Origin of the sequence: Nocardia jiangxiensis NBRC 101359 (assembly GCF_000308615.1) — a bacterium.
GTDB classification, from domain to species: domain Bacteria; phylum Actinomycetota; class Actinomycetes; order Mycobacteriales; family Mycobacteriaceae; genus Nocardia; species Nocardia jiangxiensis.
In genome coordinates, this window is the sequence record NZ_BAGB01000076.1 from 156,560 (window position 1) to 178,951 (window position 22,392).

A 22,392-nucleotide genomic window follows, 5' to 3' on the forward strand; every position below is an offset into this window, starting at 1 on the left:
CCGCGGACGGCCCGCGCGGTCCGGGGTCGAGCACTGCGCACTCCAGGTGGTTCTCGGACGGATGAGGTGACAATCCGCTCCACCCTAGCGGCCGGATCCGCTCTCGAGGTTGTGGGATCACTGTGGAAAACTTGAAGAGCCATGCTTCGAGCCGACCGAACCGGAACGCGTCCCACCCCTGAACGCCGCGTCACCGCCGCACTCCCCCGCCGCGCCACCGCGTTCGGCAGGCGAGCATCCCCGAGCTTCGCCCGGCGCGCGACATTGCGCCGATCACTGCGTCTGCTGGGCAGTTTCCGATTCGAGCAGACCGATCCGGCGCTGTTCTACGGCGGGATCGCCGTCGATACCGCCGAGCTGATCGCCGACTTCTATCGCGATCACACCGGCTGTTCGCTGACCGGTGCGACGGTGCTGGACGTCGGCGGCGGACCGGGCTACTTCGCCGACGAGTTCACCGCGGCGGGTGCGCGCTATGTTCCGGTGGAGCCGGATCCGACCGAGATGCACGCCGCGGGTCTGACCGTGCGCGGCGCGGTCCGAGGTTCGGGGATGGCGCTGCCGTTCCGCGACGACGTGGTGGACATCTGCCTGTCCTCCAATGTGGCCGAACATGTTCCGCACCCGTGGCGGATGGCCGAGGAGATGCTGCGGGTGACCAGACCGGGCGGTCTGATGATGCTGTCCTACACCGTGTGGGCCGGCCCGTTCGGCGGGCACGAGACCGGGCCCTGGCACTATCTGGGCGGGGAGTTCGCGGCCCGGCGGTATCGGCGTCGCACCGGTCACGAGCCGAAGAATCGCTTCGGGACCTCACTGTTCGCGGTGCGCGCCGCCGACGGGTTGCGCTGGGCGGCACGGGCGAGCGAACGTGCGGACGTGCTGGCCATCTTCCCGCGCTACCACCCGCGCTGGGCCTGGTGGTTGGTGCGCGTACCGGGCATCCGGGAACTACTGGTCAGCAACCTCGTGGTGGTCCTGGTCAAACGATGACCCGCGCCGTGCTCCGGCGCTGACCCGCGCGAAGGTTGCCGCCGCACTCACCAGCGATGCCAGAACCTGCGCCCCACGGCCTGCTGCGATTCGGGCCACGGCGGTTCCTGCATCGCCAACCCCACCGTTTCCAGCGGCGTGAGCCCCACCGAACAGGACAACTCGCGCACCGCAGCAACCGCCTCGGCGGCCTGCAACGCGGCCGTCGCCTGTTCGAGCGTCAGCGTGCGGCCGGGCAGGAAGGATACGACCCACCCGCCGGTGCCGACGGATCTTGCCTGGTGCGGCGTCTGATCACTGGTCATCAACGATCTACCGACTACTTGCACCGCCACGACTCGGACTCCCCTGCAATTGCATCTGAAAAATCGGCCAAAGCAGCTAGTTATCAGCATGCTCCGCCACGAGGCGAAACGCAATAGTGCGTTCTATCAAAAGCGAACCGGCAGGTAGGGTTTCGGGACTCGGGATGCCTGAAGGTAACCAGCGTGGTCGCTGTGACGCACGAGCATCACTTCGGCGTCTGCACCCGCAACATCGCCGCCGAAATCTGGCCCGGCCGACGCGGCGCGTCGACGACCTCGACCTCCCACCCGTCCGGCAACGCCGCCTGCAATTGCCGCGCGGCCCGGCGCATCGGCGTACTCGCAGCCGACAGCTCGAACTCGGCTGTCTGCGGAACGACGGGCGAATCGAACTCCAGCTCGGTCATGCCCACGCACCTCCATGGTCGGCCTGCGCCGACGTGGGACGGAAATGTTCCGCCGAGACGGCGAGGCATTCAGTTCAGCCGATTAGTTAATTTCCCGCAATCGAACCGGTAGGACATGAGATGTAGAACACATTCGAGAATAAGGCACCGCCGCCCGTTTCATACCCATCCAGCCCCTACTACACCGATGTGAATACTCACACCGCTCGGCATACGGCTCACGAGAGGCGTGCCAGTACACGAAAAACCGCCCGCACCGTCGACAAGACGATGCGGGCGGCCGGGGTTTTCGGCGGGGACTCAGCCCAGACGCTCTTTGAGTGCCTCGAATTCGTCACGCACGCCGGAGGGCAACTTATCGCCGACGAACTCGAACCACTCCTCGATGAGCGGAATCTCGCGGCGCCACTCGTCCAGATCGACCTTCAGCGAGGCGTCCACATCGGCGGGATCCACCGCCAGGCCCTCCAGATCGAGCTGCGCGGCGGTGGGCACATTGCCGACCGCGGTCGTCTCGGCCTCGGCCTTGCCCTCGATGCGGTTGATGATCCACTCCAGCACGCGCGAGTTCTCGCCGAAACCGGGCCACAGGAAGCGGCCGTCCTCGCCGCGCCGGAACCAGTTGACGTAGAAGATCTTCGGCAACTTGGTGGCATCGGCGTTCTTGCCCAGGTTGATCCAGTGGTTCATGTAGTCACCGACGTGGTAGCCCATGAACGGCAGCATCGCCATCGGATCGCGACGCACGTTGCCGACCTTGCCCTCGGCGGCGGCGGTCTGCTCCGAGGACATGGTCGCGCCCATGAACACGCCGTGCTGCCAGTCGAAGGATTCGGTCACCAGCGGAATGGTGGTCTTGCGCCGCCCGCCGAACAGGATCGCCGAGATCGGCACGCCCTGCGGGTCGTCCCACTCCGGCGCCAGCGTGGGGCACTGCGACATCGGCGTGCAGTAACGCGAATTCGGGTGCGCGGCAAGGGTTTCGGTCTCCCGCAGGAACCAGTCGTTACCCTTCCAGTCGATCAGGTGATCGGGCTCGCCCTCGAGGCCCTCCCACCAGACGTCGTGGTCGTCGGTCAGCGCGACGTTGGTGTAGACGGTGTTTCCGGCCTCCAGGGTGGCCATCGCGTTCGGGTTCGAGTTGTGGTTGGTGCCGGGGGCGACACCGAAGAAACCGAACTCCGGGTTGACCGCGTACAGGCGGCCGTCCTCGCCGAAACGCATCCAGGCGATGTCGTCGCCCAGGGTTTCCGCGCGCCAGCCCGGCACGGTCGGCTGCAGCATCGCGAGGTTGGTCTTACCGCAGGCGCTGGGGAACGCGGCCGCGACGTAGTAGTTCTTGTTCTCCGGCGAGATCAGCTTGAGGATCAGCATGTGCTCGGCCAGCCAGCCCTCGTCGTGCGCCATCGCCGAGGCGATACGCAGCGAGTAACACTTCTTGCCCAGCAGGGCGTTACCGCCGTAACCCGAGCCGTAGCTCCAGATCTCGCGGTCCTCGGGGAAGTGGGTGATGTACTTGGTGTCGTTGCACGGCCACGGCACGTCGGCCTGGCCCTGCGCCAGCGGCGCACCGACCGAGTGCAGGGCCTTGACGAACGGCTTGTCCTTTCCCAGCTTCTCCAGCGCGGCCTTGCCCATCCGGGTCATCACGCGCATCGAGACCACGACGTACTCCGAATCGGTGATCTCCACACCCAGTTTCGGATCCTCGGCGCCCAGCGGACCCATGCAGAACGGCACCACGAACATGGTGCGGCCCTTCATCGAGCCGCGGTACAGCTCGGTCATGGTCTTGCGCATCTCGGTCGGATCGACCCAGTTGTTCGTCGGGCCGGCCTCGGACTCGGTGCGCGAGCAGATGTAGGTGCGCGACTCCACCCGCGCGACGTCGGAGGGATCCGACAGCGCCAGGAAGGAGTTGGGCTTCTTCGAGTCGTTGAGCCGCTGGAACGTGCCGGCCTCGACGAGCTGGGCGGTCAGCGCGTCCCACTCCGCGTCGGAGCCGTCCGCCCACACCACCCGTTCGGGCTGGGTGAGTTCTGCGACCTCCCGCACCCAGGCGAGCAGCCCCGCGTGCTCGGTAGGTGCGGTGCCATCGGATCCGTCAAGACCAGGAATGGTCACTGAGGTCATGAAAACTCTCCTGAGATGGGTGGCCGGGGTGCGTGAGCGGGCAGCCGGAACAGCTCACGACACCGGAACTGCCACCATTGGCGGTAGGCACCCGTTCCGTCTCGCCGACTTCAGGGGTGGCATATGAGAAGGAGCGGATGCCGATGTTCCTTAGGTAAAGAGGTTAACGCGATGTGACGGTGAGTACGGAATGGGGTTGCTCACTCGGTACCCCGACATCATCTTCTCCAACCGCGGCCGCGAGGAATATCACGAAACGTCTGTTTCCGAGAAATATGCAGGCCAAGGAGTTATGGCCGAGTTAGCAGCGAACTCACGGCGACGCGAAGATCGACTACGTTCGCCGCGTTCGTCATCGCTGCGTGTGCACGGAATCGAGGATCTGTAGATCACGTCGGCAGGCGGCCAGTTGTGCGGGCTGGCGAGAATTCAGCTCTCGCACTCGCGACTCCAATTCCGCGACGCGACGATCGCTTTCGACCACGCGCGTGGTCGTCGCGCGCACCGCCTGATCGGTGAGCTGCGATTCGGCCTCCACCAGTGCGGTCGACACCCGCTGTTCGAGTTGGGCCTTGACGTTCACCAGAGCGTCGGAGACCCATTGACGGATATGTGCGCGATCGGCGATATGGCCGCGAGCGCGCACCACCCAGTAGGCCACGGCCGCACCGAGCAGCAGGGTGACCGGAATGGTCGCGTAGTTCAGCGCCGGGACCAGCGTCAACGGCGCGACCGCCAGGCGACCCAGACCGAATCCGCCCGATGCGCCCAGCGCGATCATCAGGTGATCTTCCACACCCCGGTGCCGCGGTTCGGGATCGGGACCCAGCCGCGGCGGCGGATCGGTGCGCGGCACCGGGGGCCGGGCGGGCGCGTCGGGTGTGGGACCTGTCGCCGCCTCGAGCTGCCGCGACAGATCGGCCAGGCGCTGGGCGAGGACGGCATCGAGCTCGGCGGTCAGTTGATTCACCGACTGCTGCAGATCGGCGGGGTAGGTCTTGGTCGCGCGGCGGCCCAGGCGGTCGAGGTCGGATCTGGCGGTGGCGTTCAGCGCGCGGATGCGGGCGCCGACGTCGTGCAGCAGATCCATGCGGGCCAGATGCATGCGGTTGCGCAGTGCGGACATCGCCTGGGCCCGGCCACCGTCGCGGGCGGCCAGCAGCGTCGCGCGTTCCTCGCGCAGGCGGGCGACCTCGGCCCCGGAATTCAGTTCGGCGGACTGGTCGACGATGCGCTGCCGGGTGTCGGCCAGCACTCGGTGCAGGACCGCGGCCCAGCGGTCCGGTCCGCCGTCGGCGCCGGCCGCCGCGGTCAGCCGGGTGTGCAGCTGGGCCAGGCCGGACCGGTCCAGCAGGGCGGCGTCGCCGGACTGGCGCGCGGCCACGGACAGGCGAGCCGAGACCGGCACGATGGCCGGGTCCGCGCCGAGCACCTGGGTCAGCAGGGCGGTGTTGCGGTCCAGCACCGCGCGCCAGTCCGGGTAGGCGTGGGTGTTGTTCATGGCGAACAGGGTTCGGGTGCCGCCCGAACTCAGCCGGGACACCACGTTCAGGGTGCTGGCGCCCAGCGCGGCGCCGGCGTCGAGCAGCAGCAGCGCCACCGCGGGTGCGGCGCCCGGATCCACCATCGGATCGGTCAGGGCGATGCACGGTTCGAAACGGGCCAGCTCGGTGCGCAGCAGCAGGGTGCTGGCATCGGCGGGGCCGATCAGCGCGACCGCCTCGGGGGCGGGCAGCACGGCGGCGGCCCCGGCGTCCCCGGGACCGCTCGCGGCGCGCAGCAACGCCGCACCCTGCGGATTCCAGCGTCCGACCACCGCCTCCGCTTCCGGCGAGAGCGGGGCCGGGGCGAAACTCGCGGGCGGGTCAGAGTCCGGCACTGCTCATCCGCTCGAACAACCGGACGTATCCGTTGTGCGCGCGCAGCGCGGCACGGCGGGCCGTGGCGGGCATATCGCTGGACACCACCGCGCGCCAGCGCTGAGCGCGCGCGATCGCGTCATCGGCGTCGGCCGGATACGGCGACGGATAGCCCGCAGCCAGATGTAGGACCTCCGGACAGGCCAGTCCGGCTCGCAGACCGGTCCAGAGGGCCTCGTCACCGGACAGATAATCCTCGATCAGATCCCGGGCCCGGCCCGCACCTGGACCACCGGCACGCGCGGCCAGGCGGGCCAGCTCGTCGAGGAAGTCGCCGCCGCGCTGCTCGGCGGACCGCTCGTACCGTCGGTGCAGCAGGGTGTGGACCGCATCGATCCCGCTGACCGCGTGCAGTATCTGCCGCATCGTCTGCGGCCCCAGATCCGGATCGCGCGCCAGCGCCGAGACCGCGGTCGACACCCCGAACAGGCCCCAGCGCGCGATCACCGCCTCGCGTTCGGCGGTATCGGGCCCGAAACCCGGGGAACAGAACAGTTCCGCGGTCAGCGTGAAGGTCGGATCGGTGGTGGCGGTGTGCCGCCGCAGCGTGGTCAGATCCTCCTGCGACGGCGTGCCGGATCTGGTCCGCACGGCCAGCTCGGAGACCACCGGCAGGGTCGCCATACCCATCTCGTAGGCGCACTGGCCCACCGCCGCCTCCGCATCGGCCCAGCGGGAACCGACGGCATCGGCCTTGTTCAGCACCACCACGGTCCGATCGCGCGGCAGCCGAGACAGCACGGCGCGATCCCCCGGCTGCAGCGCCGAGGACAGCACGTAGACCAGCAGATCCGCGTCGAGGGTCGGATCCGGATGACCCGGTTCGTCCACCGGGGTGGTCTCCTCGGCCGAGATCAGCGCCAGCGCCTGCAACAGGGTGGATTTGCCCGCGCCCGCGCGGCCGGTGACCTGGATGCGCACCGGGCGGCGCCACGCGCTCGCGGCGGCGGCGACCTGTTCGGCCACCCGCGGATCGGTCCCCGGACCCGTGCGTAGATTCGCGATCAACTGGTCGAGTTCCGGTGCGGGTCCGCCCTGTTCGGCGACCAGCCTGGTTGCCGCGGAGTCTGTCGGCACGGTACTACCCCCTTCCGGCGGGCAATTCTCGCAGAACTCACCCGGATTGTCGGCACGGACCACCGTATCTACCCCGCCGAATATCGGACCTGAAACCCACCCCGTCAAACCTCCGTCCGCACCCGCACCCGACACGACGACAACGCCCTGCTCCCGAGCCCTGGACAGTGTGCGGATCCGAACATGATGTGCGGCGGATTTCGCCCTGCCCCGACCCGCGTACCGACACCGCATATCACGACCGCGCAACCACTCGCCGCACCGGCGTGAGCGCCTCGACCTCGGACGAATCTCGGAAACCATGCGAGACCCGATCGGTGGACAACTTCGCGCCTGTCCTACCGAACGCCTGTCCCAGCCGTCGTCGATCTCGCCGGCGATGTGGCGTATCCGGTCCGATCCGAGTCCGATCCCGGATTCGCCGCGCCCGGACGTCGTCATCCTGCCCGCGAAACGCGGATCCCGGCGATCCCCGACACGCCCGCAGCGCGAATCCGGGGTATCAATCAGCAGATGTTGTGTCATTGATCACAGAACGCAATCGGGAATCGGCCTCGGATGGCGGCTGTTTTATTGAGAGACAGCACAATTCAGGTGTGGCGAGGTTTTCGGGTGATCACCCGGTCGCCTACTCTGAGGCCGTCGGCGGCACCGCCGACGTGGGGCAGGGCTGTGCCCGACACCGGTCCGTGCGGACGGGTGCAGGGAAACGGCCTGGTCACCAGGCTCAGTGAGGAGGTTGCGATGACCGTCATCGAGGACGTCATCGGACGGGTCGACGCGATATCCGGCGTCCGGGACACGATCGACGCAGCGCGTCCGCTGCTGCCGTCGCAGGATCCGTTCCTCATACCTCCCGCAGACCTCACCCGCTACGCGCCCGGCGCCATCCTGCGCAGCCGTGCGGTGCGAATCGGGCTGTTCGGCCTGGTCCCGCAGCAGGTCTCGGCCTGGCAGCTGCTCTATCGCAGCACCGATATGAACGGCGAACCCGAGGCCGCGATCACCACGGTCCTGCTGCCCGCCGACGCGGATCCGGACGTCGAACGCCCGCTGCTCGCCTTCGAATCGGCGATCGACGCGACCGCCGAACAGTGCGCGCCGTCCTATGCGCTGCGATTGGGCGCGTTCGCACCCGGTTCGATCACCCAGCTGGAATGGATGCTGGTCGCGGGCGCGCTGCGGCGCGGCTGGGCGGTCGGCATCGCCGATCACGAAGGCCCGCACGGCAACTTCGGTGCGCCGCGCGAACCCGGCTACCGGTCCCTGGACGGCATTCGCGCCGCACTGCGTTTCGCGCCGCTGGGCCTGCACGCGCGGACTCCGGTCGCGGTGTGGGGCTATTCCGGCGGCGGTATGGCCGGATCCTGGCTGGTGGAGATGGCGCCGGTCTACGCGCCCGAACTCGATATCGCCGGCGCGGTACTCGGTGCGCCGGTCGGCGATCCGGGACAGGTGTTCGTCGGTCTCAACGGCGGACGTTTCGCCGGCTTCCCGCCGATCATGATCGCCGCGCTGCGCCGGCTCTACCCGGCGCTGGACGAACTACTGAACGCCGAATTGAACGCCGAGGGCCGCCGTCTGCTGGACGTGGCCGCCCGCTCCGCACCGATGCTGGCGCTGCACCGCCTGACCGGCCGCGACGTCGGCGACTATCTGGACCGGCCGCTGGCAGAGCTGCTGGCCGAACCGGAGATGCGCGCGATGTTCGACGACCTGCGCCTGGGCGGCCACGTACCGAAGTGCCCGGTGCTCATGATCCAGCCGGTGAACGACCAGGTCATCACCGTCCGAGCCATCGACGAGCAAGTCGCGCGCTACCGTCGCGGCGGCGCGAACGTCACCTATCTGCGCGACCGGCTCAGCGAACATTTCAGCCTGCTGCCCCTGGCCACGCCGCTGACGCTGGACTGGCTCGCCGACCGGATCGCCGGACGCGAGGTCCCCGAGCCGAGCACCCGCACCGTCTGGTCGGTGGTGACCGATTCGTCGAGCTGGCGCGGTCTGCTCGAAATGACGGTCACCGCAACGCGAGTCGTGCTGGGACGCCCGTTGCGCGGCGAGTCGGGCCCGCAGTCCAGGCCGGCCCGCACGCTGGCGGCCTGATCAATCGTCCGGGAAGGGTTGCGCGGTCGCCTGCTGTGCTGATCATCCGATACTGGACAATGGACGCCGTGAACGACGCCGCGAACCACACTGCAGAGCCGGTCCCCGGGCCGCGGTCCACGGCATCGACGGCGGTCGACCGTGCCGGCAGCGCGCCGGATCCGGCCGCCGCTCAGCCCACCGGACCGGGCCACCCGACCGGCTCGCGCCTGCACCCCCGAGTCACCAGCTTCCGCTCTCGTCGTGGCGCACTCACCGCTACGCAGCAGCAATCCTGGGCGCGGATGTGGCCGCGCATCGGCCGCGACGTCTCGGACGACGCGCTCGACGCGGCGGCCTGGTTCGGCCGGCAGGCCCCGCTGATCATCGAGATCGGCTGCGGGACCGGCACCGCGACCGCCGCGATGGCCCAGGCCGAACCGGAGTTCGACCTGATCGGCATCGAGGTCTACAAGCCGGGCCTGGCGCAATTGGTGCAGCGCATCGAACGCGAGGGCATCGAGAACATCCGGCTGTTGCGCGGCGATGCGGTGGACGTCCTCGAACACATGATTGCCAAGGATTCACTGACCGGGGTTCGGGTGTTCTTCCCGGACCCCTGGCCCAAGGCTCGGCACCACAAGCGCCGCCTGCTGCAGCCCAGCACGATGACGCTCATCGCCAGCCGTCTGCGCCCCGGCGGGATTCTGCACGTCGCGACCGACCACGCCGGTTACGCCGAGCACATCGCCGAGGTGGGCGCGGCGGAGCCGCAGTTCATCGGCCTCAACGAGGCCGCAGGCGGCGATCGCGACAGCTTCGCCGAATCCGCTCCGATCGGCTTCGACCGGCCCGTAACGAAATTCGAAAGTAAGGCGCATCGGGCCGGGAGCGACATCACAGAGCTGATTTGGGGGAAGATCGGATCATGAGCGTGCGAAGCGAGCGAACAGTTAGCTCAGCCATTCCCGCCGTCGGTGGTGCGCTGTCATGACGGTCAGCGAGATGGACCACGACGTGATGGACGTCACCGATATGGTGCACAACAACCCCTCCGATCGCGCTCCGGCCCCGTCCACGGCGAACTCCGGCGCCGGATCGGCCCCGCAGGGCAGCGGTACCGATGTGCGGCGGGTGCTGCTGGTCTGGGACGCGCCGAATCTCGACATGGGCCTGGGCGCGATCCTGGGCGGACGTCCCACCGCGGCGTACCGGCCGCGCTTCGACGCGCTGGGCCGCTGGCTGCTCGCCCGCACCGCCGAACTGTCCGTCGGCGGCACCGGCCGGGTGGAAGCCGAGGCCACGGTGTTCACCAATATCGCCCCCGGCACCGCCGATGTGGTGCGGCCCTGGGTGGAGGCGTTGCGCAACGTCGGTTACGCGGTCTTCGCCAAACCCAAGATCGACGAGGATTCCGACGTCGACAGCGATATGTTGGCGCACATCGAATTACGCCGCCGCGGTGCGGGTCTGGCCGGAATCATGGTCGCCTCCGCCGACGGTCAGGCGTTCCGCGAACCCCTCGAGGAGATCGCCGCAGGCGGCGTCCCGGTGCAGGTGCTCGGATTCCGCGAGCATGCGAGCTGGGCCGTGACGTCCGATATCCTCGAGTTCATCGACCTCGAGGACATCCCGGGAGTGTTCCGCGAACCGCTTCCCCGGGTCAGCCTCGAGTCGTTGCCCGACGAGGGTGCCTGGCTGCAGCCCTTCCGGCCGTTGTCCGCACTGCTCACCTCCCGCCCCGCGCAAGGAGTCGCTTAAAGTGTTCACCCGCTGGGGCGATTTGGTCTCCCGATTCCGCTACGTCGTACTGGGCGTGATGGTTGCCGCGCTGCTCGGTCTGGGCGCGTTCGGCCTCGGATTGGACAAACATCTCAGCTCCAGCGGGTGGGACGATCCCGGCTCCGAGTCGACACAGGCTGCGCAGCTGCTGGATTCGACGTACGGCCGCGACCACACCGGTGACGTCATCGTGCTGTACACCGCGCCGGACGGGAAGACCGTCGACGACCCGTCGTTCAACAAGCCGATCATCGAGAATCTGACCAATCTGCCCAAGCAGCATCCGGATCAGATCGACAAGGTCTTCGTCTCGCCGTGGAACGTGCCGGGCGCGGCCCAGTACTCGGCCTCGGTCACCGTATCCAAGGACCGCAAGGTCGCCTTCGCCGCGGTCGAGCTCAAGGGCGACGACGACACCTCGACGATGAACAACTACCGGGAAGTCCACGACGCCTTCGACATTCCCGGGGTGAATGTTCAGGTCGCCGGTCTGCAACCGGTCGCGGGCACGCTGAACGACACCATCGCGTCGGATCAGCGGCGCATGGAGGTCCTGGCGATTCCGGGCGTCGCGGTGTTGCTGTTCTTCATCTTCGGCGGCGTCGTCGCGGCGGCGCTGCCGCTGATCGTGGGTGGCCTGACGATCATCAGCGCCAACGGCATCGTCATGGCCCTGACGAAGTTCACCGAGGTGAACTCGTTCGTGAGCGCGGTGGTGTCGATGATCGGGCTGGGCCTGGCGATCGACTACGGATTGTTCATCGTGAGCCGGTTCCGTGAGGAACTGGCCGACGGCTACGACACCCGCGCGGCCGTGCGACGTTCGGTCATGACCGCCGGACGCACCGTCGCGTTCTCCGCGACGATGATCATCGCGGCCAGTGCGAGCATGCTGCTGTTCCCGCAGGGCTTCCTGAAATCCGTCGCCTACGGCACGATCGCCACGGTCGCCCTGGCCGCGGTCGCCTCGCTGACGATCCTGCCCGCGATCCTGAGCATCCTGGGCTCGCGAGTGGACATGTTGGGGCTCAAGTGGTTCCGCAAGACCAAGACCACCGAGGAGATCGAGAACGGCTTCTGGGGCCGCAGCACACAGTGGGTGATGAAACATCCGCTGAAGGTGGCGGTCCCGCTGTGCATCGTGCTGCTGCTGTTGATCATTCCGGTGAAGAATCTGCAGTTCGGCGGGATCAGCGAAACCTATCTGCCGCCGGACAATCCGACTCGCGTGGCGCAGCAGGAATTCGATCAGCTGTTCCCGACGCGCCGGACCGATCCGATCAACCTGGTGATCGTCACCCAGGACTCCACGAAGATCTATTCGATTCTGCAGCAGGCGGATCAGGCTCCCGGGCTGACCGGTCAGTTCGCGGTCCCCGGACAGCCGCCGACCGGATCGGACGTCTGGAAGACCTCCACCACGCTGACCGATTCGGACAACGCCAACGCCACCATCGACTATCTGCGGTCGATGAGCGTGCCCGACGGCGTCGATGTCTATATCGGCGGCACACCGGCGATGCAGAAGGACAGCGTCGACGCGCTGCTGAACCGGATGCCGCTGATGGTCGTGCTGGTCGTCTTGGTGACCACGCTGCTGATGTTCCTGACCTTCGGCTCGCTGGTGCTGCCGATCAAGGCCGCGTTGATGAGCGCCCTGGGCCTCGGCGCGACGCTGGGCATTCTGACCTGGATCTTCATCGACGGTCACGGGGCCGGACTGATGAATTTCACGCCACAACCGATCATGTCGCCGGTACTGGTGCTGATCATCGCGATCATCTACGGCCTGTCGACCGACTACGAGGTGTTCCTGCTCTCGCGCATGGTGGAGGCGCGCGCGGTGGGCGCGAGCACCACCGAGGCGGTCAAGTCCGGCACCGCGCAGACCGGCCGCATCATCACCGCCGCCGCGCTGATCCTGCTGGTGGTCACCGGCGCGTTCGCGTTCTCCGATCTGGTGATGATGCAGTACATCGCGTACGGCATGGTCGCGGCGCTGCTCATCGACGCCACGGTGATCCGCATGCTGCTGGTGCCCGCCACCATGAAGCTGCTCGGCGACGACTGCTGGTGGGCTCCGGCGTGGATGAAGCGGATCCAGGCGAAGATCGGTCTGGGCGAGCCGATGCTGGGCGATGAACGTCCCGGCGGCGGTGAGGTCGTCGACCTGGTCAAGACCACGCCCGTCACCGATCCGGTGACCATGCAGATCCCGATGATGCCGGACGGCACTCCGGCCAAGCCGGGTCGTAAACCCAAGCGCGCCAGGTTCATTCGGCACGCCGACCCGGAAGCGCCGACCGAGCGGCTGGACTCTCCGGAGACGCCCGATGCGAAGTCGGACGATGCGGAGACGAACAACGCGGGGACGAACAACGCGGGGACGAACAAAGCGAAGTCGGACGACACGAAGTCCGGCAACACGCGGAAGTCGCGGAACGCGAAGTCCCGCATCCTGCCGCCGCCGGGAGTGCTGCAGCGGGCCGACCCGCAGGCATCCGGCGAGGACACCGCGGCGCCCGCGAGTGCATCGACCCCGCCGCAGTCCTCGCTGAATCTGCCGGGCGTCACCCCGGTGGCCGCACCCGAGGCGACGCAGCAGTCCCCCGAGGTCTCACCGCCGCGTAATCTGCCGCGTCCGCCGGTGCCGCCGGGTTCGGGCATGTCGGATCAGGCGGAGTACGGGACGCCACAGAATGCGGGAGCCGATCAGGTCGGTACGACACCCCGAATCCTGCCGCCGCGCCCCAAACAGTCCGCGGTGCCGCCGCATCCGGCCGCCCGCGCGCAGCGTTATCAGCCGCACGATGGGGTCGATTCCGAGCCGACCGAGGCCGAACCCGCCGTCCCCGCGGGTGATGCCGGGGCCCACGCGCAGACCACGCCGACCCCGGCCACCCGTCCCGCCCCGGCGGACCCCCGCCAGGAGGCCAGCCGCAGCAGTATCGAGCAGTGGATGGCCGACCTGCGCTCCTCGCGCAACCGCCCCGCCCAGCCCGAGAACACCGACGAGGGCAAGCATCACGGCGGCAGCAACCGGACCGTGAGCGTCAACGAGCTACTGCGCCGCCAGAACCGCGAGTGAGCAGTGCGTTCGGCCGGATCCCCGTCGCACGGGCGAGGATCCGGATGTCGCATATGAGCCATCTGGCGCTAATACGCCATTGCTCCGAGATGCACGCCCACCGAACCGGTCAGGATGCCGCGGATCGCTGAGGACTGGCGACCGCCACACAGCGGCGTGGCATTCACGATGCGGGTGCGGTCCCGCAGGCCCTATCCGTGCGACGCAGCCCGGCCGATCGCCGTGCGGATTTCTGCGGTGACCAGGTCGGGAGCTTCGAGCATCGGGACGTGACCCACGCCCGGGAGGGTGCGGGATTCGACGCCGGGCGCGGCGATGCCGCGACCGTGGAATCGGGGCGGGAGCAGGCGATCGTGTTCGCAGAGCAGCACCGTGACCGGAGCCTGAATCTCGGCGAGACCGGTGAATCCGTTCGCGAGAGTGGGGTCCTGGGCCAGATCGTCGACGACATGGCAGTGCGCGGGAGCTGCGGCGCAGGCGGTGGCCAGGGCGTGCGGGACCGCGGCCGGGCGATGGGCGAGCAGCGGAATCACCAGGCTGCGCACCATGCTCGGAGCCGACGATCCCGCACCGACGCCCAGGACCGGGCCGAACGCCCGGTACTTGCGGATCAACTGCTGGGTGGCCGGGACATCCGCCTCCCACAGTCCCCCGGGCGCGATGGCGACCACCGAGCGCGCCCGGCCCCGCGCGGCGAGTTCCAGGGCCAGCCAGCCACCGAGCGAATTGCCCACCAGATGTGCTGTGGGCCAGTCGTTCTCGTCCATGACGGCGGCCACGAAATCGGCCAGCGCGGTGAAGGTCGCGGGACCGGACACCGCCGGGCCACCCCAGTGACCGGGCAGCGTCGGCGCGAAAACCTCGTGGTCACCGGATAGTTCGTCGATCACCGCGCCCCAGGACTGCCAGGTGAGCAGCAGTCCGTGCAACAGCAGTACGGGCTCCCCTCGGCCGGCCCGGAAATGCGGATCCGGTTCGGCCGCGACACGCTGCACCATGGCGGTGACGATACCCGCGTGACCTCGCCTGTCGACCGGTCAGAATCCCGACATCAGCCGACGCCACTGCATCGCGAGCGGCTGTTTGGCGGTGACCGAGCCGAACCGCAGCCGACCGTGCACGACCACGTGCAGCGGCCCGATCGGCGGGCCGGTGCGCACCTTGTTGTTCACGCTGGACCCGATCAGCTCCAGGCCGTCGACGTCGACGGTGGCCGCGCCGGGCAGGATCAGCGTCAGCGAACTGCAGAAATCGTCCATGCGCAGCTCCACCACCTGCGTGGACATCACCGCCTGGGTGAAATCCAGACTGACGCTGGAGCAGTAGTTGTTCAGGTACATCGTCGGCGGGACGTGCCAGGCGCCCTTGCGGTTCACCGAGGAGATCCGCGAGCGGATGGTCGCCGACGAGGCGGGCGCGGGGCCCGGAGCCTTCGCATACGACGGCGTCGCCCGACCGGCCGGATCGGGCTGCCCGACCAGCCGGACCCCGGGCAGATCGATCAGCACGGCGTTCAGTTCCCCGCGGGTCTTGGCCGCCAGCGCGGTATCCATCCGTTCGGTGAACTCACCGAGCGAGAGCATCCCCAACCCGACCGCACGCTGTAGCAGCATCCCGACATGTTCGCGTTCCGCGTCCGAGACCCGCAGATCCCGATCGCCCGCCGCACCCCCGGTCTCGGGAACCGGCCCGGCGGAAACCGTTTCACCAGCCATGACATCGAGGTTACCGACGTCACAGGCCCCGCACATCAGGGCAATCCCTGATGTTCCGATCCGATACAGCCCCCGGTCAGGGTGTGGTTGACAGCACGGAAAACCGGCATTCCCATCCGGTGCGCACACGTGCCCGCGACGGTCGCGACGGTTAGGCTCGGCCGCGTGACTGACGTTGGTTCGGACCGGAACGGGTCCGATGCGCAGGACTCCGAGGCGCGCGAGGGCCGGACCGGCCGCCGCGTCGCGGCCGACTCGGTACATCCGTTCGTCCGGGTGAGCGCCGAATGGTGCTGGCGGTTGCTGGTGATCGTGCTGGCGGTCGTGGTGATCGGCTATCTGTCCCGGCGGTTGGCCACCGTGGTCATCCCGGTCGCGATCGCCCTGCTGGCGGCGGCGCTGCTGGTACCGCTGGTGGATCTGCTGCAGCGGCTGGGGTTGCCGCGCTCGATCGGGGTGTTCGTCTCGCTGGTCGGCTCGCTCGGGGTGATCGCCGGGGTGTTCACCTTCGTGATCGAGCAGTTCGTCACCGGCGTTCCGCAGTTGGCCAACGAATTCAAGACCAGCGTCCAATCCATTCAGGACTGGCTGATCAACGGCCCGCTGCACCTGAGCAACGACCAGATCCGCAATGCGGGCGACACCATCGTGAAAACGCTGGAGCGCAATCAGGATTCGCTGACCAACGGCGCGCTGACCACCGCGGCCGCGATCGGCGAATTCCTCACCGGCACCTTCCTGACGCTGTTCATCCTGATCTTCTTCCTCTACGGCGGCAATCAGATCTGGGAGTTCGTCACCCGGGTGGTGCCGACCCCGCAGCGCGAACGGGTGCGCACCGCCGGACGGCTCGGTTTCGGGACGCTGGTCGGATTCGTGCGCGCGACCGTCGCGGTGGCCGCGGTGGACGCGATCGGCATCGGCACCGGCCTGGCCATTCTCGGCGTGCCGCTGGCACTGCCGCTGGGGACGCTGGTGTTCATCGGGGCGTTCATCCCGATCATCGGTTCGCTGCTGGCCGGCTCCATCGCGGTATTCCTGGCGTTGATGACCAAGGGGCTGGTCACGGCGTTGATCGTGCTGGGTGTCACGATCGCGGTGATGCAGTTGGAGAGCCATGTGCTGCAACCGTTGCTGCTCGGGCGCGCGGTGCGGATCCATCCGCTGGCGGTGGTGCTCGCGATCACCACCGGCGTGGTGTTGTACGGGCTGGTCGGCGGTCTGCTGGCGGTGCCGTTCGCCGCGGTGATGAACACCGCGATCCACTCGCTGCTGTCGGGCAGTTCCGAGGAGCTGTATCGGGAGCTCAACAGCGGTGCGTCGCGGCAGCCGATGTTCCACGCGCAACCCGACGAACCAGATCCGAATCGGTACCGGCTGCCCGAACCCGTTGCGGGCAAGGCCGATTCGGAAGACTCCGATGCCGAGGATCCCGACGCTCGAGAATCCCGGTGACGGGACGTCCGACGCCGAGCCCGGGGGGACCGAGGATGCGCGCTGACGGGTGCGGCTGATGGCCGTCGGCGCGACACGTGAGCCACAAACGCCCGAGGGCGTCGGCGCGACCGCGCCGCTGTGGCGTGCGGCGCAGGCATTTCGCCTGGTCACCGCGCTGTATGCGATCGGCCAGGAGATCGCGTCGGCGCCGTACTACCGGCATCCCGGACTCAGCTGGGTCCTGATCGGTCTGCTCGTGCTCTGGTCGATCGTGTCGGCGGCGCTGCTGTCGCAGTGGCGGATCAGCACCTCACGACGGGTGCGCACGACGGTGGTGATCGGAGATCACCTGGTGGTGATCGCGCTGATGGCCGCCACCCGTCTGGTCGCCGATTACGCCTGGTTCCACGGACATCAGACCGTGCCGACGACGCTGTGGGCGGCCAATGCGGTGATCTCCGCGGCGATCGCGTCCGGTCCGGTGGGCGGGGTCGTGTCTGGTGTGCTGATCTCGGCGGTGAGCATCGTGGTTCGCGCGCAGTGGGAATTGGATCTGTGGTCCGATGCGACCGCGCCGATGCTGGTCTCGGTGGGCCTGGCGCTGGGCCTGGCGGCCGACACCGCCCGCCGCGCACACCGTCAGCTGCAGCGTGCCGCCCTGCTCACCGCGGCCGCCCGGGAGCGTGAACGACTCGCCCGCGAGGTGCACGACGGGGTGTTGCAGGTGCTCAGCTACATCAAACGTCGCGGCAACGAGATAGGCGGTAGCACAGCGGAATTGGCGCAGCGTGCGGCCGAACAGGAAGTGGCGCTGCGGGTGTTGCTGTCCGAGCAGAGCGCACCCGTGCCCGACGTCCCGGATTCTCCTGCCGCCGAACAGGATCTGCGCCCCCTGCTGACCGCCCAGGCATCCCCCGACGTCTCGGTCTCCGCGCCCGCGGATCCGGTGCCGGTCGCCCGCGAGGCCGCCCGGGAACTCGCCGCCGCGGTGGCCGCTGCCCTGTCCAACACCGTGCTGCACGCCGGTCCCGACGCGAAAGCCTATGTCCTGCTGGAGGATACCGGCGAGGAGGTGATCGTCTCGGTCCGCGACGATGGCCCCGGCATCCCCGACGGCCGCCTCGCCGAGGCCGCCGCCCAGGGCAGGATGGGCGTGTCCCGATCCATCGTCGGCCGGATCACCGCCCTCGGCGGCACCGCCGACCTGCGCACCGACGACGGCGCAGAATGGGAATTCCGTCTCCCCCGGCACCGACCGACCCGAAAGGGATGAGATGAGCCAGGACCCCGAGCCGCCCGTCACACCTATGGCACAGCATGTTTCGGTGATGGTGGTGGACGATCACCCGATGTGGCGGGACGGGGTGTCGCGGGATCTGACCGAGGCCGGGTTCGAGGTGAGCGCGACGGCCGACGGGGTGGCCGCGGCCGCGCGACGCGCCGCGGCGGTGCGACCCGACGTGGTCCTGATGGATATGCAACTCCCCGACGGCAACGGCGCACAGGCCACCGCCGACATTCTGCGGGTGTCGCCGAACAGCCGCGTGCTGGTGCTGTCCGCCTCGGCCGAACGCGCCGACGTGCTGGACGCGATCAAGGCCGGGGCCACGGGTTATCTGGTCAAGAGCGCGTCCGCGGCCGAGCTGATCGACGCCGTGCGCGCCACCGCAGCAGGTCAGGCGGTGTTCACCCCGGGTCTGGCCGGGCTGGTCCTGGGCGAGTACCGCCGCATCGCCAGTACGCCCGCCGACCGCGACGCGCCGCACCGGCCCGCCCTCACCGACCGGGAGACCGAGGTGTTGCGCCTGGTCGCCAAGGGTCTGTCCGCGAAACAGATCGCCACCCGGCTGAACCTGAGCCACCGCACGGTGGAGAACCACGTGCAGGCCACACTGCGCAAACTCCAGCTCGCCAACCGGGTGGAACTGACCCGCTACGCCATCGAGCAGGGCCTGGAATGACGCCCACGGTCGCACCGACCATCGCCAGCATCGACGTTCGCGGCCCGTCTCGCCGGTCGGACGCGTGGCGGGTGCGAGGAACGAGTACCCGACACGGGGCCGACCGGTGAGACTCAGGGGGCCGCGAACCGCCGGAGCGAAGCGGAGGCAATCAGACACAGTTCGCGGCCCGTCTCGCCGATGAGACGCGTGGCGGGCGCGAGGAACCAGTGCCCGACACGGGGCTCATCGGTGAGACTTCGGGGGCCGCGAACCCGCCGGAGCGAAGCGGAGGCCAAAGACACAGCGGTAGATTGGTGATCGTGTCAGCGCCCCCGCGAGCCGTGCCAGCCGCACCTCCCACCTCTCGGTAGCAGGCATGGACTCGACACATCTGGAAGCGGTCAAGCAGACCATGCGGACGCGCTGGCCGTTGTACCTGGCCTCCATGCTCGCCGCCAACGCCTTCGGCGCGATCCTGGTCTACGCCTTCATCCAGTACGGCCTGCCCGCACCCGAGGGTTCCCCGAACGGTGTGCGCCGCACGGGCCTGCTGATTCCGCTCCTGGTCTTCGTGATCGGCGGCGTGCTGAGCCTGACCGCCTCGGCGCTGATGCTGCGTCCGGTGATGCGCTGGCAGGTGCGCGGCGGACCGCCCAGCCGTCAGGAGCAGATGGCCGCCCTGCACGCCCCGCTGCGTCAGTCGATCCTGCATCTGCTGCTGTGGCTGGTGGGCGGCGCCGTGCTGGGCGCGACGATCATCGTGGACTCGCCGCAGCTCGCGGGCGCGGTCATCGTCACCGAATGCATGGCCGCGACCATCGTGTTCGGTTTCACCTACATGCTGGGTGAGCGGATTCTGCGTCCGGTCGCCGCGCACGCGCTGTCGATGGGCACGTTCGACCACACCCTCACCCCCGGCGTCGGCACCCGGATGGCGATGACCTGGGGTATGGGCACCTTCGCGCCGGTCATCGCGATCGTGCTGCTGTGCACGACGCAGATCACCTCGCAGGTGCATTTCTCCTCGCAGTCGCTGGCGGTGTCGATCCTGCTGCTGTGCGGTGTGGTGATCATGCAGGCGCTGGCGTTGTCGATGCTGACCGGTGCGAGCATCTCCGATCCGGTGCGTCAGCTCTCGCGGGCCATCGACCGGGTGCAGGAGGGCGCGCGCGATGTGCAGGTCGAGGTGTTCGACGGTTCGGAGATCGGCCTGTTGCAAGTCGGGTTCAACCGGATGATGGAGGAGGCCGCGCAACGTCGCGAGCTGCAGGAGTTGTTCGGCCAGCACGTCGGCGAGGAGGTCGCCCGCCGCGCGCTCGAATACGGCACCGAACTCGGTGGTGAAACCCGGTTCGTGGCAGTGCTGTTCGTCGATATGGTCGGCTCCACCGCGACCGCCGCGGAACGCCCGCCGACCGAGGTGGTCAGCCTGCTCAACGAGTTCTTCCGCGTCGTGGTGGACGTGATCGACCGGCACAACGGCCTGATCAACAAGTTCGTCGGCGATGCCGCACTGGCCATCTTCGGCGCACCGCTGGACCGGCCCGACGCGCCCACCGCCGCCCTGGCCGCCGCCCGCGATCTGCGCGAGGCGCTGCGGGAGGTGCCCGGCCTGGACATCGGCATCGGCGTCTCGGCCGGACTGGCCGTGGCCGGGAACATCGGCGCGGCCAACCGCTTCGAGTACACCGTGATCGGCGATCCGGTGAACGAGGCGTCCCGCCTGACCGAACTGGCCAAGGAGCGCCCCGAACGCGTGCTGACCTCGGGCAGCGCCCTGTACTTCGCCGATCTCGACGAACAGGCGCACTGGGAATCGGGCGAGGAGGTGCAGCTGCGCGGCCGCCGCCGCAAGACCCGGCTGGCCTGGCCGACGGCCGGTGCGGACGGTGACCCTACTGTCGTCCGGCCGCACTCATTAGGCTGACCCTTGTGACGGCCCATCGCGAACCTGCCGGTGAACCCGTGCCGGTCCCGGCACGGGCCCCCCGCGGCCGATTCTGGTGGGTGAAATGGCTGCTCGGTGTCGCGGTCTCGGCCCTGCTGGTCGCCGAGGGCATCTACATCTATCCGCGCCTGCACGAATCCTGGGAGAACCTCACCGAACTGCACTGGGGCTGGGCCGCGGTCTGCGTGCTCATGCAGGCGATCTCGATGAGCGGATTCGCCCGCATCCAGAAGCAGCTGATGAATGCGGGCGGGGTGCAGGTGAGCCAGCGGCGATCGCTGTCGGTGGTCTACGGCGCGACCGCGATGTCGGTGACGCTCCCCGCGGGCCCGATGTTCTCCACGGCCTTCACCTACCGCCAGACCCGGCGCTGGGGTGCGAGCCCGATCGTGGCCTCCTGGCAGCTGGTGTTCTCCGGCGTCATCGGGGCGGCGGGCATGGTGCTGCTCGGATTGGGCGGTGCGGCGCTGGTCGGTGACCGGGTCGGGCCGTGGAAGGTGGTGCTGTCCCTCGGCGCGCTGGTCCTGATCGTGGTCGCGGGCAACTACGCGTCCGGCAATCCGGGTTCGCTGCGGGCGCTGCTGCGCCGAATCCTGCGGCTGATCAACCGGATTCGCCATCATCCGCCCGAGGCGGGGATGGACCGGATCGAGGAGATCCTGCATCAGCTCGAATCGGTCGAACTGGGCCGGCGCGACGGCGCGCTGGTCATCGTCTGGGCGCTGATGCACCGGCTCGGTGACGTGGCCTGTCTGGGCGCGGCCTGTTACGCGGTCGGCGCGCAGCCGCGGGTGGCCGCGCTGATGATCGTGTTCAGCATGGGTAAAGCGGTGGGCAGCATCCCGTTCGCGCCCGGCGGGATCGTCTACGTCGACGCCATGCTGATCTACGCGCTGACCGCCATCGCGGGTCTGCCGACGGCGCAGGCGGTCGCGGCGGCGGGGGTGTATCGGCTGGTCAGCTTCATCCTGGTGGCGGTCATCGGCTGGATCGTGTTCGCCTTCCTGTTCCGCGGGCGACAGGCCGGGGATGCGGAATACGAGAAGGAATTCGAGGAACGTTCCCTGCTGACCGATCAACGATCGCGCGGGGACAACCGGGCGCCCGCGGGCGCCGACACCGACGACGAGGAGCAACCGCCGACCGGGTGAGCGGTATGCGGCGATTACGCTGACCGCGTGAAGAAATTGGCGCCGTTCCTCATCGACGTGGTGTTGGTGATCGTGTTCTGTCTGATCGGCCGACGCAGCCACCACGAGGGCGCCATCAGCGCCGGACTGTTCCGCACGCTGTGGCCGTTCGGGATCGGACTGCTGCTGGGCTGGGCGCTGGCTCCGCTGCTCGGCGCGCGCGGCCGATTCGACGACGTCCTGGCCCGATTCGACGCCCGGGTGCTGTGGCCCGCCGGGGTGACGCTGTGGCTGTCGACGTTGATCATCGGCATGGTGCTGCGGGTGATCAGCGGTCAGGGCATCGCGTTCAGTTTCGTGCTGGTGGCCGCGGCGGTGCTGGCGTTGTTCCTGCTCGGCTGGCGGGCGGCCTGGAAGGCGCTGAGCTGAG

At 68.6% G+C, this 22,392-nt stretch carries 18 protein-coding genes; 11 read left to right on the forward strand and 7 right to left on the reverse strand.

Translation table 11 applies throughout. The features are described 5' to 3' along the window. The first annotated feature begins 141 nt into the window (after positions 1–141). Positions 142–993, forward strand: coding sequence for a class I SAM-dependent methyltransferase (locus ON40_RS33305; protein WP_083896097.1), 852 nt, complete (start codon positions 142–144; stop codon positions 991–993). 47 nt (positions 994–1,040) lie between these two features. Here the strand turns inward: ON40_RS33305 and ON40_RS33310 are convergent, their stop codons facing one another. The 5 genes from ON40_RS33310 to ON40_RS33330 all read right to left on the reverse strand — a co-directional run bounded on the left by ON40_RS33310 (position 1,041) and on the right by ON40_RS33330 (position 6,834). Continuing rightward, positions 1,041–1,328, reverse strand: a complete 288-nt coding sequence (locus ON40_RS33310; protein ID WP_040829106.1) for a hypothetical protein — start codon at positions 1,326–1,328, stop codon at positions 1,041–1,043. Between the two features lie 176 nt (positions 1,329–1,504). Beyond that, complete coding sequence (locus ON40_RS33315) at positions 1,505–1,705, reverse strand: hypothetical protein (protein WP_040829107.1); 201 nt, start codon at positions 1,703–1,705, stop codon at positions 1,505–1,507. Positions 1,706–2,005: 300 nt separating this feature from the next. Continuing rightward, positions 2,006–3,838, reverse strand: a complete 1,833-nt coding sequence (locus ON40_RS33320) for a phosphoenolpyruvate carboxykinase (GTP) (protein ID WP_040829108.1) — start codon at positions 3,836–3,838, stop codon at positions 2,006–2,008. A gap of 352 nt (positions 3,839–4,190) precedes the next feature. Continuing rightward, positions 4,191–5,717, reverse strand: coding sequence for a hypothetical protein (locus tag ON40_RS33325; RefSeq protein WP_040829109.1), 1,527 nt, complete (start codon positions 5,715–5,717; stop codon positions 4,191–4,193). After that, positions 5,704–6,834 (reverse strand): P-loop NTPase family protein, encoded by a 1,131-nt coding sequence (locus ON40_RS33330; protein ID WP_040829331.1) that lies wholly within the window; start codon positions 6,832–6,834, stop codon positions 5,704–5,706. Before ON40_RS33330 ends, ON40_RS33325 begins: the two co-directional genes overlap by 14 nt. 744 nt (positions 6,835–7,578) lie before the next feature. On the opposite strand from ON40_RS33330, the gene ON40_RS33335 reads away from it, so the two are divergent. Genes ON40_RS33335 through ON40_RS33350 form a run of 4 tightly spaced genes read left to right on the forward strand, consistent with a single transcriptional unit; the run spans position 7,579 to position 13,789 of the window. Next, entirely contained in the window at positions 7,579–8,940 is a 1,362-nt protein-coding gene (locus ON40_RS33335) for a lipase family protein (RefSeq protein WP_040829332.1), read from the forward strand. 59 nt (positions 8,941–8,999) lie between these two features. Then, on the forward strand, positions 9,000–9,851 hold the full coding sequence (gene trmB / locus ON40_RS33340) for a tRNA (guanosine(46)-N7)-methyltransferase TrmB (RefSeq protein WP_040829333.1): 852 nt from the start codon (positions 9,000–9,002) through the stop codon (positions 9,849–9,851). A 58-nt stretch (positions 9,852–9,909) separates the two neighbouring features. Then, the gene (locus ON40_RS33345) at positions 9,910–10,680 is read left to right on the forward strand and encodes an NYN domain-containing protein (RefSeq protein WP_245568093.1); all 771 of its coding nucleotides are present in this window, start codon (positions 9,910–9,912) and stop codon (positions 10,678–10,680) included. A gap of 1 nt (position 10,681) precedes the next feature. Continuing rightward, the gene (locus tag ON40_RS33350; protein WP_040829110.1) at positions 10,682–13,789 is read left to right on the forward strand and encodes an MMPL family transporter; all 3,108 of its coding nucleotides are present in this window, start codon (positions 10,682–10,684) and stop codon (positions 13,787–13,789) included. Between the two features lie 191 nt (positions 13,790–13,980). On the opposite strand, the gene ON40_RS33355 is transcribed toward ON40_RS33350, so the two are convergent. Then, positions 13,981–14,787 (reverse strand): alpha/beta fold hydrolase, encoded by an 807-nt coding sequence (locus ON40_RS33355; protein WP_051193915.1) that lies wholly within the window; start codon positions 14,785–14,787, stop codon positions 13,981–13,983. Positions 14,788–14,826: 39 nt separating this feature from the next. Further along, positions 14,827–15,504: a DUF1707 SHOCT-like domain-containing protein gene (locus ON40_RS33360; RefSeq protein ID WP_051193982.1), complete on the reverse strand. Its 678-nt coding sequence runs from the start codon at positions 15,502–15,504 to the stop codon at positions 14,827–14,829. 276 nt (positions 15,505–15,780) lie between these two features. Here ON40_RS33360 and ON40_RS33365 point away from each other — a divergent pair, with 276 nt between their 5' ends. The 6 genes from ON40_RS33365 (at position 15,781) to ON40_RS33390 (ending at position 22,391) form a co-directional block, all read left to right on the forward strand. Next, positions 15,781–16,959, forward strand: a complete 1,179-nt coding sequence (locus tag ON40_RS33365; protein ID WP_245568111.1) for an AI-2E family transporter — start codon at positions 15,781–15,783, stop codon at positions 16,957–16,959. Between the two features lie 58 nt (positions 16,960–17,017). After that, on the forward strand, positions 17,018–18,214 hold the full coding sequence (gene macS / locus ON40_RS33370; RefSeq protein ID WP_051193984.1) for a MacS family sensor histidine kinase: 1,197 nt from the start codon (positions 17,018–17,020) through the stop codon (positions 18,212–18,214). 34 nt (positions 18,215–18,248) lie between these two features. Then, positions 18,249–18,902: a response regulator gene (locus ON40_RS33375; RefSeq protein WP_040829339.1), complete on the forward strand. Its 654-nt coding sequence runs from the start codon at positions 18,249–18,251 to the stop codon at positions 18,900–18,902. 358 nt (positions 18,903–19,260) lie between these two features. Then, positions 19,261–20,811, forward strand: coding sequence for an adenylate/guanylate cyclase domain-containing protein (locus tag ON40_RS33380; protein ID WP_174435095.1), 1,551 nt, complete (start codon positions 19,261–19,263; stop codon positions 20,809–20,811). A gap of 5 nt (positions 20,812–20,816) precedes the next feature. After that, entirely contained in the window at positions 20,817–21,983 is a 1,167-nt protein-coding gene (locus ON40_RS33385) for a lysylphosphatidylglycerol synthase transmembrane domain-containing protein (RefSeq protein ID WP_051193916.1), read from the forward strand. 27 nt (positions 21,984–22,010) lie between these two features. Continuing rightward, positions 22,011–22,391, forward strand: a complete 381-nt coding sequence (locus ON40_RS33390; RefSeq protein WP_040829113.1) for a DUF3054 domain-containing protein — start codon at positions 22,011–22,013, stop codon at positions 22,389–22,391. Position 22,392: the final 1 nt, after the last annotated feature.